At 67.4% G+C, this 17,524-nt stretch carries 11 protein-coding genes; 7 read left to right on the top strand and 4 right to left on the bottom strand.

Annotation, left to right across the window (positions count from 1 at the left end; all coding sequences use genetic code 11):
- Nucleotides 1-35: 35 nt before the first annotated feature.
- From ACZ48X_RS07570 to ACZ48X_RS07540, 7 genes are all read left to right on the top strand, one after another.
- Nucleotides 36-1,577 carry an alkaline phosphatase family protein gene (locus ACZ48X_RS07570; RefSeq protein WP_336349724.1) on the top strand — a complete coding sequence of 514 codons (1,542 nt, stop codon included), beginning with the start codon at nucleotides 36-38 and terminating at the stop codon, nucleotides 1,575-1,577.
- Nucleotides 1,574-3,034: an oligosaccharide flippase family protein gene (locus tag ACZ48X_RS07565; RefSeq protein ID WP_336349725.1), complete on the top strand. Its 1,461-nt coding sequence runs from the start codon at nucleotides 1,574-1,576 to the stop codon at nucleotides 3,032-3,034. The genes ACZ48X_RS07570 and ACZ48X_RS07565 overlap by 4 nt, the downstream gene beginning before the upstream one ends.
- Before the next feature lie 80 nt (nucleotides 3,035-3,114).
- A complete protein-coding gene (locus ACZ48X_RS07560; protein ID WP_336349726.1) occupies nucleotides 3,115-4,671 on the top strand; it encodes an alkaline phosphatase family protein in 1,557 nt (518 codons plus the stop codon).
- Nucleotides 4,671-6,134: an oligosaccharide flippase family protein gene (locus tag ACZ48X_RS07555; protein WP_336349727.1), complete on the top strand. Its 1,464-nt coding sequence runs from the start codon at nucleotides 4,671-4,673 to the stop codon at nucleotides 6,132-6,134. Before ACZ48X_RS07560 ends, ACZ48X_RS07555 begins: the two co-directional genes overlap by 1 nt.
- A gap of 189 nt (nucleotides 6,135-6,323) precedes the next feature.
- Entirely contained in the window at nucleotides 6,324-7,520 is a 1,197-nt protein-coding gene (locus ACZ48X_RS07550; protein WP_336349728.1) for an RNA-guided endonuclease InsQ/TnpB family protein, read from the top strand.
- 112 nt (nucleotides 7,521-7,632) lie between these two features.
- Nucleotides 7,633-10,485 carry an oligosaccharyl transferase, archaeosortase A system-associated gene (locus tag ACZ48X_RS07545; RefSeq protein ID WP_336349729.1) on the top strand — a complete coding sequence of 951 codons (2,853 nt, stop codon included), beginning with the start codon at nucleotides 7,633-7,635 and terminating at the stop codon, nucleotides 10,483-10,485.
- Between the two features lie 417 nt (nucleotides 10,486-10,902).
- Nucleotides 10,903-11,073, top strand: coding sequence for a hypothetical protein (locus ACZ48X_RS07540; RefSeq protein ID WP_464379842.1), 171 nt, complete (start codon nucleotides 10,903-10,905; stop codon nucleotides 11,071-11,073).
- A gap of 80 nt (nucleotides 11,074-11,153) precedes the next feature.
- On the opposite strand, the gene ACZ48X_RS07535 is transcribed toward ACZ48X_RS07540, so the two are convergent.
- From ACZ48X_RS07535 to glpB, 4 genes are all read right to left on the bottom strand, one after another.
- Nucleotides 11,154-13,253 carry a hypothetical protein gene (locus tag ACZ48X_RS07535; protein WP_336349731.1) on the bottom strand — a complete coding sequence of 700 codons (2,100 nt, stop codon included), beginning with the start codon at nucleotides 13,251-13,253 and terminating at the stop codon, nucleotides 11,154-11,156.
- 116 nt (nucleotides 13,254-13,369) lie between these two features.
- Nucleotides 13,370-14,515 (bottom strand): Cdc6/Cdc18 family protein, encoded by a 1,146-nt coding sequence (locus tag ACZ48X_RS07530; RefSeq protein ID WP_336349732.1) that lies wholly within the window; start codon nucleotides 14,513-14,515, stop codon nucleotides 13,370-13,372.
- 16 nt (nucleotides 14,516-14,531) lie between these two features.
- A complete protein-coding gene (locus ACZ48X_RS07525; RefSeq protein WP_336349733.1) occupies nucleotides 14,532-16,055 on the bottom strand; it encodes an anaerobic glycerol-3-phosphate dehydrogenase subunit C in 1,524 nt (507 codons plus the stop codon).
- Nucleotides 16,052-17,521 (bottom strand): glycerol-3-phosphate dehydrogenase subunit GlpB, encoded by a 1,470-nt coding sequence (gene glpB, locus ACZ48X_RS07520; RefSeq protein ID WP_336349734.1) that lies wholly within the window; start codon nucleotides 17,519-17,521, stop codon nucleotides 16,052-16,054. The genes ACZ48X_RS07525 and glpB overlap by 4 nt, the downstream gene beginning before the upstream one ends.
- Between the last annotated feature and the right edge of the window lie 3 nt (nucleotides 17,522-17,524).

The raw sequence follows: 17,524 nt of genomic DNA, 5'->3' as shown, positions 1-17,524 counted from the left end.
AGGTTGATACTCGTTTTCGAGGAGGCTTAGGCAAGATGGAGCTGCTCGTCATCGGTCTCGATGGCCTCTCGACGAACATGATAGACCGGTTCGGGATCGAGCCGGCGTACATCGAGCGCGTGCTTCGCGACGGGGCTTCGGGTGATCTGATGAGTGTGGATACGCCGACGACGTTGCCGGCGTGGACGTCGTTCGCGACGGGGAAGGACCCGGGCTCGCACGGGTTGACGAACATGATCCAGCAGCACTCGAACTACGAGACGAGTCCGTTGACGACGAACGAGACGGACGCGGCGGCGTACGACCTCGTCGAGGACGGGATGTTCGTGAACCTCCCGGCGTCGGTGGGGCGGACGCCGACTGCTGAGGGGACGCATCTCGTGTCCGCGATGCTCGCGGAGGACGAGGCGGACGCGGTCCCCGCCGAACTCCAGGAACTGGATGCGTTCCAGGACTACATCCTCGACCACGACAAGGCCCTGAAGAAGGACCCGGACGCGTACTTCGACCACGTCTGCGAGATAACGCGCGCTCGGCGAGCGTTCGCGCGGGAGGCGTTCGAGACGTACGACCCGCGGTTCGGGTTCGTGTTGTTCTCGACGCCGGACTGGGCCGGGCACTTGCTGTCGAACTTCTCTTCCGACGACGTCCGCGGGCGCTACTACGAGCAGTTGCTGACGGTCGTCGACGAGTGTACGGCCGACCTCGCGGAGATGGCTGACAACGTCGTCCTGATGAGCGACCACGGGTTCGAACGCAAGCACACGAACGTCCACATCAACGACTACCTCCACGACGAAGGCTATCTCGCGGACGCCGACGACGGGGACGTCTCCGCGACCGGGACCGCGGTGGAGGTCGCGAAGTTCGTCGGGAAGCACTCCGATTTCCTCTACGAGAAGATACGGCAGGTGTACAACTACATCATCGCGACGGACGTCGGGCAGAGCCTCCAGGACGCCGCGCGCCTCGACATCGACTACGAGAACTCGACGGCGTGGCAGCTCCGGTACGGGTGCGTGTTCGTGAACGACGAGCGCTTCGACCATCCGACCGTCGACGACCCGGACGCGCTCCGTCGGACGCTCCGGGACGAGTTGGCGGCGCTCACGAACGAGGACGGCGACCCGTTGTTCCGGGACGTCCTCTTGCCGGAGGAGGCGTACAACGACCCGGGGCCGGACGCGCCGGACGTCATCGCGCGCCCCGCACCGGGGTGTTACCCGACGCGCCTTGAGTCGCCGACCGGTGGATACGCGAGCAAGACGAACAACTACAATCACCGGTACCGCGGACTCTTCGCGGCGACCGGCCCGCTGTTCGAGGACGGCGCTGACGTCGCGGACGCGAGCATCGTCGACGTCCTGCCGACGCTCCTGGCGGCGCTCGGCGAACCGCTGTCCCCGGAGTTCGACGGGCGCGTCCTCGAGGACGCGTTCGCTGAATCGCCGTCGGTGTCGACGATGGACGCCGACGCCGTGCCGGCGCCGCGAGTCCGCGGGGCGAGCGACGACGACCAGGCGGCCCGGGACGACGCGGTCCAGGACCGCCTCGAGGACCTCGGGTACCTCGAATGAAGGGCGAGAAGGACACCACCTCCCTGAGTCTCGGTCGGGAGACCGCGTTCGCGATGGGCGCGAAGTTCCTGCTCGCGCTCGTCGGGTTCGCGGGCGTCGTCGTGTTCGCGCGCGTGCTCGGCGTCGACGGCGTCGGGAAGTACTACTTCCTGCTCGCCATCGCGAAACTCACCGTCCAGGTTCCCGGTGGGTTCAGTAACGCCATCAAGAAGCGCGTGAGCGAGGTGGACGTCGACCCCGGCGAGTACTTCGGGTTCGGCGTCCTCACGGTCGCGGTCTACACCGTCGTCCTCCTCGGCGCGGCGGTGGTCGGCCATCCGTTCCTCCGCGAGCAGATCGGGCCGTTCGCGTTCGCGCTCGGCGCGGTCGGCATCGTCGGTTCGCTCGGGTTGTTCTCGCTGTCGAACCGGCTGTACGCCGGTATCGGGAACCCCGGGGCGTCGTTCTGGGCGGACTCCGTTCGGAGCGTGTTCACGCTCGCGTTCCAGGTCGCGTTCCTCCTGATGGGGATGCGCGTTCTCGGTCTCATGTACGGACTGGTGCTCGCGACGCTCGTCACCGCCGCCGGCGTGGTCGTCGCCGCGAACGTCCGGCCGCGACTCCCGACGCGCGACACCGCGGCGAGCGTCTGGGAGTTCGCGCGCTGGAGCGTCCCGAACTCGCTCACGCAGAACCTCTACATGCGACTGGACGTCCTCATCCTCGGCGTCGTCGTCGGGAAGTCCGCGGTCGGCCTCTACGAGCCCGCGCTCCGACTCACCGTCCCGGCGGGATTCATCGCCATCAGCATCAGCGACTCGCTGACCGTCAAGGCGAGCGGGTTGACGTCCATCGACGAGGGCGTCGGCGACGACCTCATGAACTCGCTGTCGTACACCGCGCTGTTCGCCATCCCCATCCTCTTCGGCGCGCTCGCGATGCCGGAGGCACTCATGGGTATCGTGTTCGGCGCGGACTACGCCGCGGGCGCGACCGCGCTCGTCCTCCTCGCGGTCTTCCAGCTGTTCAACACGTACCGGATGCCGTTCGACAACGTCGTCGACGGCATGGACCGCCCCGACATCCGGTTCCGCGTCAGCCTGTTCACGCTCGCCATCAACGCGCCGCTGGCGGTCTTCCTCGGTCTCGAGTACGGCCTCATCGGGGTCGTCGTCGCGACCATCGTCGCGGAGGCTGCTCGCACCGTCACGTACCTCGTCGTCGCCTACCGGCTGTTCGACCGCGTGATGCTCCCGCGAACCCTCCTCGAACAGCTCGTCTCGGGACTCCTGATGTTCGGCGTCGTGTACGCCGTGAACGACGCGATAGCGATCGACGGGCCGTTCGTCCTCGCGGCGGTCGTCGGCGTCGGCGGCGTCGTCTACTTCGCGGCGCTCGTCGCGCTCAGCTCGCACTTCCGACTCACCGTCCGGTCGGTCCTCCGCGACCTCGGCCTCGGCGACGTCGTCGGCGTCTGAGCCCACGACCGCCTTCGGGCGGTGACTCGGGTCGCGAGCCGACCAAACCCCTTTTGAGCCGCGTCTGCCTCTACCCGCACATGATCGTCCTCGGACTCGACGGCGCGACGTTCACGCTCGTCGACGCGTGGGTGGACGCCGGCCACCTCCCGAACTTCGCTCGACTCCGCGAGGAATCCGTCTCCGGCGACCTGGAGAGCACGGTCCCCGAGATAACGGTGCCAGCGTGGCCGTCGTTCGCGACCGGTCGCGACCCGACGACGCTCGACATGTACGGGTTCTCGCACTTCAACCGGCGGACGCGGGAGAACGACCTGAGCCACGACGAGTTCGTCCCCGGGAAGATGTGGGACGCGGTCGACGACCAGGGCGGACGCTCGGTCGTGTTCAACATCCCCGGGTCGTACCCGTGGCAGGCCATCGACGGCACCATCATCGCGGCTGCCCCGGAGTACAAGGAGGAGTACTCGCATCCGCCCGAGCGCTGGGACGAACTCGTCGACCTCGTCGACGGCTACAAGCTCCGGAACGACGAGGAGCCGGGGACGCGAGCGTACGTCGACGCGAGCGTCGACCTCGTCGACAAGCGCTTCGAGGCGTTCGAGCACTTCATCCAGGCGGAGGACCCCGACCTCGCCGTCGGCCTCATCCGCGGCACGGACCGCATCGCGCACCACTACTGGGGCGCGGAGAGCGTCCCGCCGGCGTCGACGGACAACGCGGTCTTCGAGGTGTACCAGCGCGTCGACGAGCACCTCGGCGAGTTCCTCGACGAACACGACGACGAGGACGTCGTCGTGATGAGCGACCACGGGTTCGAGAAGGTCCGCGAGCAGTTCGCGCCGAACCGCGTCCTCGAACGCGCGGGCCTCGTGACCCTGAACGAGTCGGGTGACTCGACGCAGGCCGCACTCGGGTCGCTCCGGGACGTCGCGAGCGACGTCCTCGGGAAACTCGGCCTGTTGACGTTCGCGCGGAAGGTCGTCCCGGCGAGCACGGTCGCGGGACTCCCGACCGGCGACAATCTCGGGCTGGACAACGCCATCAGCATGGGTCGGATCGACTGGGACGGGACCGAGGTCGTCGTCGACCAGGCCCAGAAGACGGCGCTCGTGTACGCGCTCGCCGACGACGCCGACGAGGCCGCCGACGCCTGCGACCGCGCCCGAACCGCGCTCGCGGATGCGGCCGCCGACGCCGGTATCGACGTCCGCTTCGAGGACCTCGGCCGCGGCGGCGACCACACGCCGGACCTCGCGATGATCGTGGAGACGCCCGAAGTCCACGTCACCTCGCGGTTCGACGTCGACGCCGACCTCGTCGACGTCGACACGAGCGGGCACGCCCGGAACGGCATCCTCCTCGCTCGCGGGCCGTCGTTCCGCGACGGCGACGTCGAGGACGCGCACATCACTGACATCGCGCCGACGGTCCTGCACGCGCTCGACTACCGGCTCCCGGAGACGATGACGGGCGACGTCCTCGACGTGTTCGCGCCCGACAGCGAACCGGCGACCCGTGACCCAGAGACGTACGCGTTCGTCGGCGAGGACGCGATCACCGAGGGCGGCGTCGACGGCGAGGAACAGGAGGACGAGGTCAAGGACCGGTTGCGAGAACTCGGCTACCTCGAGTGATGGCGGTCGGGGTCGAGACCTCGAAGCGCTTCCTCACGAACGTCCTCGGCACCGTCGCCGGCTTCCTCGGCACGCTCTACTTCACGCGCGAACTCGGGTTCGCGGGCGTCGGCACGTACGCCGTCTTCGTGAGCCTCCAGATGGTCGCGGGGAGCCTCGCGACGTTCGGCGTCTTCGCGGTCCTCACCAAGCGCGTGAGCGAGGGCCGCGACCAGGCGGCGTACTTCACCACCGGCGCGCTCCTCGTCGGCGCCGGCACCGCCGCCGTCGCCGCAGTCACCGTCGCGCTCCGTGGCCCCATCAACGCGGTCGTCGGCGTCGACGTCGCGCTCCTCGTCCCCGCCGGCGTGCTCTCCTGGGGGCTGTTCCGCCTCTCCGGCGCGTTCCTCGAAGGCAAGCAGCGCGTCGCGCTCGCCGGCGCGCTCGACAGCGGCCGGCACGCCGTCGTCGTCCCCATCCAGGTCGCACTCGTCCTCGACGGCTACGGCGTCCACGGCCTCGTGTACGGCCTCGTCGCCGGCCAGACGCTCACGTTCCTCGCCTCCTACCTCGGGTACGCGCGCGTCGTCCCGAACCTCCCCACGCTCGACGTCGTCAGGGACTTCCTCGGGTACTCGAAGTACGCGTACGTCCAGGTGGTCGCCGACCAGCTGTTCAAGCACGCCGACTACGTCATCCTCGGGACGTTCGCGGGCGCCGGCCCGACCGGCGTCTACAAGAACGCCTTCCAGATAACCGAGGCGTCGACGCTGTTCGCGTCCGCGCTCTCGAAGGTGTCGTTCCCGAAGCTCTCCGAACTCACCGAAACCGGCGACGACGCCGAGGTCGCGCGACTGTTCGCCGCACTCTTCACGTACGGCGGCCTCGTCGCCATCCCCGTCGCCGCCGGCGGCGCCGTCGTCGGCAACGACCTCCTCCTGACGCTGTACGGCGAGAACCCCGGCACCACCACGCTCCCGCTCCTCGGCGTCGTCGGCCTCGCGAACGCGCTCGTCCCCCTGCTCGCGGTCGCGAACCTCCTGAACGGCTACCGCACGAGCCTCGAACGCTTCTCGCTCGGAACCGGCAACCCACGCCTGTACGCCGCCAGCGGCGTCGTCCTCGTCACCGTCTACGCCGTCACCGCCGTCCCCCTCACGATAGCGTACGACGCGTGGGGCGTCGCCATCGCCACCGTCCTCGCGTTCGGCGTGAGCGTCGCCGCGAACCTCGTCCTCCTCGACGAACGCGTCCCCCTCGGCGCGCTCCGCGACGTCGGCGCGGAACTCCTCGCCGCCCTCGTCATGACCGGCGTCGTCGCCGTCCTCGTCGACGCGCTCGGCGCCGCCCACGGCGCACTCCGCCTCGGGTTCGTCCTCGCGATCGGCGCAACGACGTACTTCGCCGTCCTCCTCGCCCTCAGCGAACGCATCCGCATCGACGCCCGCCACGTCGCCGACGACATCCTCGCCGACGTCCGCTGACCGAACGCGGCCGAATCGCTTGTCATCCCCTCGTCACCGCCGCTCGCCTCGTCCGTCGTCGACTCACCTCGTCCCTCGTCGTCACGATCACCCAACGCCGTCGACGAAGACGGCGGGACATCGAGCAGGTCCGATATCGAACTCGCAAGAAATGCCTTATTTAAATATCAGGGGGAAGGATGGTTCGATGTGGAAATCGTTCGGAACATCCAGATCAAACTCGACGTGCGAGAGGCCGATCACCCGGTCCTCGACGAGACGTTCGAACAGTTCCGAACCGCTGCCCAGCGCGTCGCTGACCACGGATGGGACGACGAACCATCTCGGATGACGACCACGAAAACCGAACTCCACGCCGAGACCTACGCCGAGATTCGTGACTCGCTTTCCCTCCAATCCAGTCTCGTTCAATCCGCTCGAGACCTCGCTGCTAACGCGCTCTCGAACTGTCAAGACCGTCTGCTCGATGGCGATGCCACCAGCAAGCCCGAGTTCGACGGTACGGTCGTCGTTTACAACGGACGTACCATCACGTACGACGATGAGTCGGTGACGCTCGCTACCACTGGCGAGCGCGTAACCGCCGGACTCGTCACACCCGTCGAGAATGAGGGCACACCGTTCGAGGACTACTGGACTGACGAGTGGGAGAAAGCTGAAGCAACGTTGCACAAACGAGACGGCACGTACTACCTGCACGTGGCGGTGAAGAAAGCGGCTGAGCCTGCATCCTGCAGGGACGACGCTGGGAACGGGGTGGTTCTCGGCGTCGACCTCAACGTAGACGGATACCTCGCCGTCACGAGTACGGGGGCGTTCCTCGGCAACGCGGACTACCTCAACCACCGCCGTGACGCGTACGAGCACCGTCGCAGGGGACTCCAGCAGACTGGCACTCGTTCGGCGCACCTCACGATCCAATCAATTGGCGATCGGTTCGCTCGATGGAGTAACGACTACATCCATCGCGTCTCGAAAGCAGTCGTCCGGGAAGCCGTCGCGCATGAGTGTACGGCTATCGCATTCGAGAATCTAGAGCACATCAGAGACCGGATTTCGGCCGCAAGCAAGTTCCAGCAGTGGTCTTTCAGGAAGCTCAAACGCTACGCGGAATACAAGGCCGAGGAATACGGTATCGGGGTCGAGGACGTCTCGCCTGCGTACACGAGCCAGCGGTGTAGTCACACCGAGTGTGGATTCGTGCACGAAGACAACCGTATCGGTGACGAGTTCGAGTGCGTAAAGTGCGGAAAAAAGCTACATAGCGACTACAACGCCGCTCGGAATATCGGGCAGCGGCTCGTTCAGCGCTGGCTCAAGTCTGGTGCTGGACGGGCTACATGTCAATTAGCCCTTAAGTCAGGGGTGCTGAAGGTGAATGGATGACCCAAACCTGCCGCCTCGTGGTGGTTTGAACCGGAGTCCACTGGCAAGCCTCGGCGTCAAACGCCGAGGCAATTGACAAGGCTTATGCGCGTTTCCCGGCGATGCACGCCCAATGAGTAGCGAGACCGAGACCAGTCAGGACCTCATCGAGGGCCAGTCCGTGGTGGACCTCTTCAGGGAGTACTACCACGTCCCCGTGCTCGCCGCCCTCGTCGGGTTCATGCTGTGGCTGCGTATCCTCCCGGCTGACAACTTCATCAGGCCGGACGGCGTCTACTTCAGCGGGAACGACGCCTGGTATCACCTCCGGGAAACGACGTACGCCGTCAAGAACTGGCCGTCCACGATGCCGTTCGACCCGTGGACGCAGTTCCCGTACGGCGTCTCGAACTCGCAGTTCGGGACGCTCTACGACCAGCTCGTCGCCACGGCCGCGCTCGTCGTCGGCCTCGGCGACCCGAGTCAGCGCCAGATCGCGACGACGCTCCTGTACGCGCCCGCGGTCATCGGCGCGGCCGTCGCCGTCCCGACGTACTTCATCGCGCGCCGACTCACCGGTCGGTTCGGCGCGCTGTTCGGCGTCGCCGTCCTCGCCCTCCTTCCGGGGACGTTCCTCGCACGAACCATCGCCGGGTTCTCCGACCACCACGCCGCGGAGGTGCTCTTCCACGCCATCAGCGTCCTCGCGTTCATGGTCGCGTTGAACGTGGCGGAGACAGAGAAACCGATCTACGAGCTCGTCGTCGACCGCGACTGGGACGCGCTCCGCACGCCGACGCTGTACAGCGTCGCTGCGGGCGTCGCCATCTCGCTGTACGTCTGGGTGTGGCCGCCCGCTATCGTCCTCGTCGGTATCATCGGGACGTTCTTCCTGCTCGCACTCGGCGCGAAGTACGCGACTGGGAGTAGCCCGGACCACATCGCGTACGTCGGCGTCGTCGCGATGACGACCGTCGCCGTCTTCTCGCTCGTTCGACTCGACGAGTTCGGGTTCTCCGCGAGCGCCATCTCGCTCCTGCACGTCATCCTGACGCTCGCGGTCGCCGCCGGTTGCGCGTTCCTCGTCTGGCTCGCACGCCAGTGGGAGGGAAGCGGGTTCTCGCGGGTCCTGTTCCCGTTCTCCGCGCTGTCCATCGCGCTCGTCGGCGCCGTCGCCTTCAGTTTCGTCCTCCCCGAAGCGTGGGGGAGCATCCAGAACAACCTGGAGCGCGTCCTCACGCTCGGCCAGAGCGACACCGTCCTCACCATCGGTGAGGCGCAGGCGCTCGTCGAGATGGGGCCGAACTACCTCCAGCGATTGAACCGCACGCTCGTCCTCCTGTACGGTCTCACGTACATCACGGGCATCGCGGGCCTGCTCGCGCTCACGTACCGCGCGGTCACCGAACGCCTCCGCGCCGAGTACGTGTTCGTCGCGGTCTGGACGGTGTTCGTGTTCATGATGACGCTCACCCAGCAGCGCTTCAACTACTACCTCGTGCTGCCGGTGGCGGTCCTGAACGCGTACTTCGTCGGTGAACTCCTCGGGGTCGTGAACATCGACTCGTCGTTCGACCTCGAGGACATCCAGTTCTATCACGTCTCGGTGGTGCTCGCCGCGATCGTCCTCGTCATCGCGCCGATCGCACCCATCGGCGCGATCGCGATGACCAGTTCGAACGTCCACGCGCAGGTCACGGGTGGGGCGCAGGGCACCGGCCCGGCGCCGCGGACGGTGACGTCGTGGGATTCGACGACGGACTGGATGCAGAACGGCACGCCCGAGATCGAGGGCATGGAGAAGTACGGGACGTACGAGAAGACCGAGGACTTCGAGTACCCAGAGAGTGCGTACGGCATCATGTCCTGGTGGGACTACGGCCACTGGATCACGGTCCGCGGTGACCGCATCCCGCACGCGAACCCGTTCCAGGCTGGGGCGCGTACCGCGTCGCGGTACTTCCTCTACGAGAACGAGACGAAGGCGAACCTGCTGTTGGAGGCGCTCCCGTCGCTGAGTCCGCGCGAGGGGAACATCGACAACTACACGACGTCGGATTACCGCGACATGATCGCGGAGCAGACCGACCAGCAGCGCGCGGAGGACACGCGGTACGTCACGATCGACTACCAGATGGCGACGCGGAAGTTCGGCGCCATCGCGACGTGGAGTGGCCCGCCGGCTGGCGAGTACTTCGCGCGGCAGAACCAGAACGCGTCGCTGGGCGGGCAGAACCTCACGGTACCGTACCAGACGTTCAGTGACCGGTACGAGGAGACGATGCTCGCGAAGCTGTACTGGGACGACGCGGACGGCCTCGAGCACTATCGGCTCGTGCACTCCTCCCAGCAGCGCAAGCTCCTCGTCACGTACAGTCGCTTGAACCCGCAGACGGGGCAGGTGATGCAGCAGCCGTTCCTGTCGTCCATCGGGAACCTGGGCGGGAACCGCTCGATCCAGAACTTCTTCCTGCTCCAGCAGCGCCAGGACTTCGTGGTGCACGACGTCCGGCAGGCGACGTCCGTGAAGACGTTCGAGCGCGTGGAAGGCGCCGAACTCACGGGGTCGGCGTCGCCGGGCGCGAACGTCACGGTGTCGTTGACGTTGAACAACACGCAGACCGGGACGAACTTCACGTACGAGCAGACGGCGCAGGCGAACGAGGACGGCGAGTTCGCGGTGACGGTGCCGTACGCGACGAACGACGCGGTGTCGCCGAGCCAGGGCGGGACTGATTCGGCTATCGAGGCCGATGGCGTGTACACGCTGAACGTCGAGAACGGTGGCATCACGACGGTGGCGGTGCCGGAGTCGGCGGTGCTCGACGGCGAGTCCATCACGGTGGATGCGTCGGGTGGTTCGAACGCGTCGACGGCGGCTGCGGGCGATGAGTCGGACGACGAGGACTCGAGTGCCAGTGGAAGCGAGTCCGCGTCGGCCGTGGTGGGGTCGCAGTTCGTTGGCGCTCCGGCACGAGTCGCCTGAGGTCTCGAGCGGTTTCGTTTTTGGCTGGTCGTTTCGTTTCGAGTGGAGTCGGCTGTTCGTCGACGGTGATGGTGTCGTTTGTGAGCGTTCTCGTGTGGTGCCGGCGTGTTCTCGACGTGGGGTGGTCGGCGCTGGGGGTGCCTGGGCTGGGGGTGGTGTTCCCGTCGGTGTCGTCTGGTCTGGGGTGGCGCGTTGGTCGCTCTGGTCTCGAACTGGAATGTATCAGTGCCTGAACTGGATTTTTCTCGTGAGTATCTGAATGGATGTGGTCAGCAAACTGGTCGTAATCGTAAGCTAATGCCTGTGAAATGGCCTGAGAGTATGGGTGATTAGTAATAGTTACGGCAGTATGAATGCAGTAGATGTAGGAAAACAAAGAATACTTTCATAATAGTCGGCACGATAAGGGTTACCACGATGTCCCTAATGGAGACAGCACGACGGTGGGCACAGAACAACCCGCAGTTCGCGACGACGCTCGCGACGATGGTGGTCGTCGCCGGCCTCGGTGCGATGGGTGGCGGGCTCGCGGACTTCGGCGGTGGATTCGACCCGACGGGCGGCACGACCGTCACCTCCGGACCCTGAACTGAACACGAACGATACGACGGTCAGTGTCCGAACCGACGACGCGACCCCGCACACTGATGGGTGCAGGCGGTGGTGAGTCAGTCGATGTCGGCCTGACCGAACTGATTATTCAAACGCCACTCGCCGTTCACGATGACCGGATAGGTCATCCATGCGAGGAACTCCCGGAGTTCGTCGAACGGAACCGAGTAGGTGTCCGTCTGCGCCGGGACGATGTACGCGTCGGTCACCGACTCCAAGGTCACGTTCGCCTGTGACCCCAGCGGATTGTAGTTCGTCGGGTAGACGTCGAAGCTGACGTCTCGTTCGAACCGTCCCTCGCCCGTGACCTCACAGACGAACGGACTCCCACCCGTGCTCTGCACCATGTCGACCGAGCCGTCGCCGACGACGAGGTACTGCTGCCCGATGGTGGACGTCTTCGAGACGATGTCGATCGCCGACCGGAGCGGGAACCCCAGGTTGAGGAGGTGTGCGAACATCTTCCCGATCTCGATCGCGTAGTCGTTGACCACGTCCCCGAGCGTGCCGACGCCACCGAACGCACCGCGTTCGACGAGCGCCATCGCCTGGGCCTGGGATTGGCACGCGTTCAGGAGGAACGTCTGGACGTTCACCGTCTCGATTTCGCGGACGTCGAGCTTCCCGTCGATACAGCGGAGTCCGTCGCGTTCGGCGTGCCCGATGTAGTGCAGGAAGTCGACGCTCTCCTCCACGAGGAAGGTTGCGAGCGCGTCCGTCGAAAGCCCGAACTTCGTCGTGACGTCGTAGGGAAGTTCGTCGCGGTCGCCGTACGCGTTCTCCAAGCTGGTCTGTTCGTCGATCATGTGCGGGTCGTTGCAGATGACCGCGATGTCGATCGACTCGCCACGTTCCTCCCGGTCGAGCTGGTTCTCGAACGCTGCCATCGTCGGCATCGACGCGCCCTGCGGGATGTGGTTGCCGAACCACGCGTGTTCCAGGCTCTCGCCGGTATGATGCGGTTCGACGAACGTCAACGACAGGTCGCTCTCGACCCCGGCTTCCTCGCTGTCACTGGCGTTCGAGATCCCTGCACCGCTCAGGACGTCCTCGTCGTCAGCTGTAGTCGACGCTGACACCGACCGTACGTCACCGGTGGCCTCGCGGACGACGCCCATGTCGCCGACCACGAACGGGAGGAACGTCGCCGCCTCGCCGTCCCCCGGGAGGTGTGCGGTGAGCGGCCAGCGCGGCAACTGCGGTTCGACGACGTCGAAGGGTACCGCGGCGTACCGTTCGAGGCGATCGCCGACGGATCGTTCGTACGTGTCCGCGAGGTCGAACGGGAGCTCGGGTTCGAGCGCCTTGCGTTCGTGGAGTTCCGCCGGGAACAGGCCTTCGGTTCGAACGACGCAGTCGAGGAGGAACTGTTGTTTGAGCGTGCGCGCAACCGCGTCCTCGAACGCCTGCTCTGTGCCGAGGTCCTGCACGAACCCGTCGTCGGTGACGATTCGTGGAGCGTCCGCGAACTCGATGTCCGCGGCCAGATAGTACGAGAGCGGCGCGACCGTGAGCACGTGCCGGAACGTCTCGGGGACCTCGATGGTGACGTCGCTCTCCGTCGCCTCGATCTGGTCGGGGACGTGGAACTCGTCACCGAGTTCGACGAGCGGCGGGTGACCGCGGAGCGTCGGGAACGACCGCTCGGGCGACGTCGTCTTCAACGCGGACGAGAACAGCGAGATCGCGTCCGCGATCCCGCGTTCGTCGGGCGTCGTGACGATGGTGCCGGCGGGGCGCTCGTGGAGCGTGCGTGCGCCGACGACGATCCGTCGCGTGCCCGGGAAGGAGATCTCGAAGTTATCGATGCCCTGGTCGATGGTGAACGGCGCGTCGACCCGACAGTACACCTTGATCGAGCTGTGGACGCCGATCTCGTACGAGCCGCCGGTGTCGATCTGGACGTTGGAGTCCGCCTGGAGGTCGGCGACGACGTTCCCGTCGGCGTCGTGAACGTGTACGTCTTCGCGTTGCTCGAAGCGAAGCGAACCGATCTCGATCTCGACGGCGGCGTCGACGGGGAACCGGAAGGCGTCCGTCGACACGGCGGCCGGGTCGACGGGTTCGGGGGTGTTGATGCGGAGATGTCGCTGTTCGACGGGGTCGATTATCTCGAGCCCCGGCGGGTCGGTTGTCGGTCGGAACGCTATCTCCATGCTCCACCCACCGCGTATCGGGTCATCCTTTCGGGGCCGCGTGGATAAAACGCTCGGGGGCTGTCAGCGCGCTGTCTACTGTCAACCGGGCGAGTCCGCGGGTTGACGACTGACGGCTACGTCGCGGTGTGGAGGGCGGCGAAGAGTTCAGGCGGGAACCGCGGGCTGACCGTACTGGAGCCGTCGTCGTCGGGGGTGCGGGCGAGCAGGCCGACGTTCGCGAGTTCGTAGAGGAATCGCGTGACGGTGCTCTCGGTGAGGTCGGTGCGTGCGGCGATGGCCTCGGCGGCGGCGGGGAGCGTCGGGCTCTCGGCGTCGAGTGCGACGAGTGCGGCGAGGACGCGCTGGTGGTTCGCCGGTTCGGCGAGCGCACGAGCGACCGAGACCGGGTCGCTGGGGTACGCGGCGACGGCGGCTTCGACGTGGTGCGATTGGACGCGGCCGGCGTCGACCGCGTCTGCGCGCGACGCGGCGTCGTAGAGGAGTGCGAGCGCGTCGTGAGCGTTCCCGTCTGCGTACCTGGCGACCGTGCGTGCGTTCTCGTGGTCGAGGGCGTTCGGGGCGAGCCCGCGGGACGCGCGCTCGGTGACGACCTCGACGAGCGTGTGCGTTCGGTACGGGTCGAAGCGGACGGTCGTCGCGGGCGGCGTTCCGGGCGCGAGCTGGCGGGCGTCGAGCGGGTCGCGCGTGACGTACCACGGGACGAACGCGGCCTCGTCCGCGAGGCTCGCGACGACGCCGGCGTCGAGCGTCCCTGGTTCGTCGACGTGGTCGACGGCGACGACGACCGCGTCGTGCCGGTCGACGGTCTCGACGAGGCGGTCGTGGAGCGCGTCCGTGCTCACGCCGCCCTCGGGCACTGCTTCGTCGGTGAGTGCGGCGAGCAGTTGCCGGTACGCCTGGAACTCGCTGTCGGCGTACCTGCCGTCGACGACGACGAACCGGACGTCGAGCGGTGTGCTCGCGCGCGTCGTCGTTCCGATCGCTTGGCCGCGACGGCCGAGGACGGTGTCGAGCGCGCCGAACAACGACCGAACGATGGCGGTCTTCCCGCTGCCCGACGGGCCACAGACCGCTGCAGCGGCCGGTGGTTCGTCGTCGAACACGGGGTCGAGCGCGTCCAGCAAGCGTTCGATCGTCGGCCCGCGACCGACCGGTTCGTCGGGATGCGTGATCGGTGCGAGCTCGATCGGGTCGACGAGGACGCCACTGCCGGGGGTGTTCTGGCGGCGACGACGCGCGATCCTGTCGCGGACGTTCAACGCGAACGACCCCCAGTTACGCCGCCTCGTCCTCGGTCGTTGCGCCGTCGACGAGCGCGGCCTCGAGGACCTGTAGCGGGTGTTCTATCTCGTAGCCGGTGCCGTGCTCCATCTGCATCGCGCACGTCGGGCACTCGGTCATGCCCGTCGTCGCGTCCGCGTCCTCCATGTGCTCGAACATCTCGTCGCCGATCTTCATGGAGGTTTCGTAGTGCTCGGTCTTCCAGCCGTACGTGCCGGAGATCCCCGAGCAGGAGTCGCCGACGTCCTCGGCGTCGACGTCGTCGAGCTGGGAGAGGAGTTCGACGGTCTGGCCGTCCAGGCCCTGGTTGCGGGCGTGACAGGGCGCGTGGTACGCGAACGAGTCGACGCCGAGGTCGTCGGTCGTCGTCTCGGCGGCGGCGAGTTCGCCGTCGAGGTCCTCGTTGATGCGGAGGTACTCGACGGCGTCGTACGTGTTCGCCGCGACCTTCGCGGTCCCCGGTATCGAGAAGAGCTCGGGGTACTCCTGGCGGAGTGCCATCGAGCAGCTCGTACACGAGCAGACGACGTCGACGCCGTCCTCGACGAGCTCGGAGAAACTTCCGACGTTCACCTTCGCAGCGCGGCGCGCGTCCTCGAGCATCCCGTTCGCGAACATCGGCGTCCCCGAGCAGCGCTGCTCGGGGACGAGGACGGCGTACCCGAAGGACTCGAAGACGTGGACGAGCGCCTTCGCGACCTCGGGCGTGTTGTGGTTCGCGTAGTCGCCGTGGAAGTACGCGACGCGCTTGTCCGCGTCGACGTCCTCGTCGCGGCGCTGGCGTGCGCGCCGGGCGTTCTCGACGCTCGTGGCTTCACCGCCGCGTTTCGCGTACCACGACCGGAACGTCTCGGTCGCGAACTCGGGGAACTCGCGTTCGGCGGTGATGCCGAGCAGTTTCTCGTTGACCTGTTGGACGAGCGAGTTCCCCATGACGGCGTTCGTGAGTCGCGGGAACGTGGAGCCGAGTCGCGCCATCGTCCCGTAGTTCGCGAGCAGCCGGTTCCGCCAGTACTTCAGGCTCGTCTTGTCCATCTGCTCGTCGACGTACTGCGCGCGAGCGGTGTTGTGCATCTGACTGAGCGGCACGTCGCTCGGGCACGCGCTATCACACCGCATGCAGTTCGAGCACTTCGAGATGGAGTCGTCGATGTCCTGGTCGTCGCTGCGCTTGAGCCGCCACTGCTCTGGCCCCTGGAACTTCGGACCGGGGAAGTCCTCGTCGACCTCGGCGACCGGACACGTGGTGTCGCACGTCGAGCACTTGTAGCAGTCGTCCGAGCCCGGCCGGAGGTCGGCGTCCTCGGCCTCCGGGAACACCTGGATGGGTTCGAATCCGTCACCGGAATCGACTGCCGTGCCGCCGTCGGTCGCTGCGCCACCGCCCGCGTCGTCGACCGCGGTGCCGCCGTCGGTCTTCGCGGTGTCACCGGCTGCGTCCGTCGGCCCGCACCCGCTGCACGCGTGGTCGCCGCCCTGTACGTCCTGGTCGTCGTGTGGCTGTGGTTCGTCTGTCATCGGTCTGCGGTCACGTCGGTCGGCGTCGGATGGCTGCTCGATGCGTCCGCGCTGGCGGTGCGGCCGGCGACGTACCCGGTCGCGAGACTGACGCCGCTCGCGGACTTCTCCGCGGCCGCGTCGTAGCCGCCGACGACGCCGCCTGCGGCGGTGAGGTTCGCGTACAGCGGGTCGCCGTCGGCGTCGAGCACGCGGCCGTCGGCGTCGATGCGGACGCCGAAGCGAGCGAACGCGTGCGAGCCGAACGCGTCCGCGTCGCTCCAGTCGTAGCGGTCCTCGGGGTGGGAAACGGGACAGTCGAACACGGGCTCGTACACGGCGTCGCGCTCGCTGTCGATGCCGCCGCCGACGAGCCCGCCGGTCGCGAGCACGACCGCCTCCGGCTCGTACGGCGTCCTCGTCCCGTTCCGGTCCGCGTAGATGGTCGTGATGCGCGGCGCGGCGTTCTTGCCGGCGTCGCCGCCGTCGCCCGCGCCGGGTTCGACGTCGTGGTCGACGACGGGGTTCCCGGTGGTGACGGCGACGCCGGCGTCGCGGAGCGCGTCCCGGAGTCGGTACCGGAGGCGAACTCCGGGAAGGCTCGGTGGCGCGGGCGGGAGTTCGAAGACGGCCGCGTCGAGGTGCTCGGCGAGCGCGTCGCGGACCTGGCGCGGGCGGTCCCGGCCCAGTACGGCGGGGAGGCCGACGCGCTCGACGTCGCCGAAGCCCGCGACCGCACTGCCTGTGGCCGCGCCCTCGTCGGTGTCGCTCGCGTCACCGAAGACGTCGTCGGCGCGCTTCAGCGAGCGCTTCACGCGTTCGGCGAGGCGGCGGCGGACGCCGTCCTCGTCGGTGTCGAGCGCGTGCGCGAGCCTGGTCTGCTGGTCGGTGCCGTCGGGGTCGCCGGGGAACTCGACGGTGACGCCGCCGACGTCGAAGGGCACGCCGACCGCGCGCAGGTGCGCCGCGACGTTGGGGGCGTCCACGTCGGTGTCGCCGTCGAACCCGACGAGGAGGGTGGTTCGGTCGTCGCTCGCCAGCCCGGGCGCGACGCTCGCGGGATACCGTGCGGTCGGCTTCACCGTCCCGCCGACGGTGGGGACGAGCGCGTTCCGCTCGGTGTGCCCGCCCCGGTAGAGGTCGCCGGTCGCGTCGTCGAAGATGGCGAGCCCGCCGCGGAGCGCGTCCACGCCCACGAGCTGATAGGGGTGGTCCTCGGGGAGCGAGTCGATGGCGTCGAACGGGTTCGCGACCGGCGGCGCGGACGAACCGTCGCCCGCGTCGCCGCCGTCCCCGTCCCTGTCCCCGTCGCGTGCGTCGTGTGGGTTCGGGTACCCGAGGACGTCGACGAGGCCGCTCGCCTGCTGGAGCGTGCTCTCCGAGTCCGTGACCACGCGCACGCTCGCGCCCTCGCGAGCGGCCGCCAGTGCCGCGGTCATGCCCGCGAGGCCGCCGCCGACGACGAGGACGTCGTCGCGTATCGCCACGAC

It is taken from the genome of Halorubellus litoreus, from assembly GCF_055378595.1.
Note: the sequence above shows the minus strand (reverse complement) of the source record. Positions and strands in the feature narration are given on the sequence as shown.

Bases quoted from the DNA above. Each gene is read 5' to 3' on its own strand.
- ACZ48X_RS07570 (WP_336349724.1), top strand. From the start codon at position 36: ATGGAGCTGCTCGTCATCGGTCTCGATGGCCTCTCGACGAACATGATA.
- ACZ48X_RS07565 (WP_336349725.1), top strand. From the start codon at position 1,574: ATGAAGGGCGAGAAGGACACCACCTCCCTGAGTCTCGGTCGGGAGACC.
- ACZ48X_RS07560 (WP_336349726.1), top strand. From the start codon at position 3,115: ATGATCGTCCTCGGACTCGACGGCGCGACGTTCACGCTCGTCGACGCG.
- ACZ48X_RS07555 (WP_336349727.1), top strand. From the start codon at position 4,671: ATGGCGGTCGGGGTCGAGACCTCGAAGCGCTTCCTCACGAACGTCCTC.
- ACZ48X_RS07545 (WP_336349729.1), top strand. From the start codon at position 7,633: ATGAGTAGCGAGACCGAGACCAGTCAGGACCTCATCGAGGGCCAGTCC.
- ACZ48X_RS07540 (WP_464379842.1), top strand. From the start codon at position 10,903: ATGTCCCTAATGGAGACAGCACGACGGTGGGCACAGAACAACCCGCAG.
- ACZ48X_RS07535 (WP_336349731.1), bottom strand. From the start codon at position 13,253: ATGGAGATAGCGTTCCGACCGACAACCGACCCGCCGGGGCTCGAGATA.
- ACZ48X_RS07525 (WP_336349733.1), bottom strand. From the start codon at position 16,055: ATGACAGACGAACCACAGCCACACGACGACCAGGACGTACAGGGCGGC.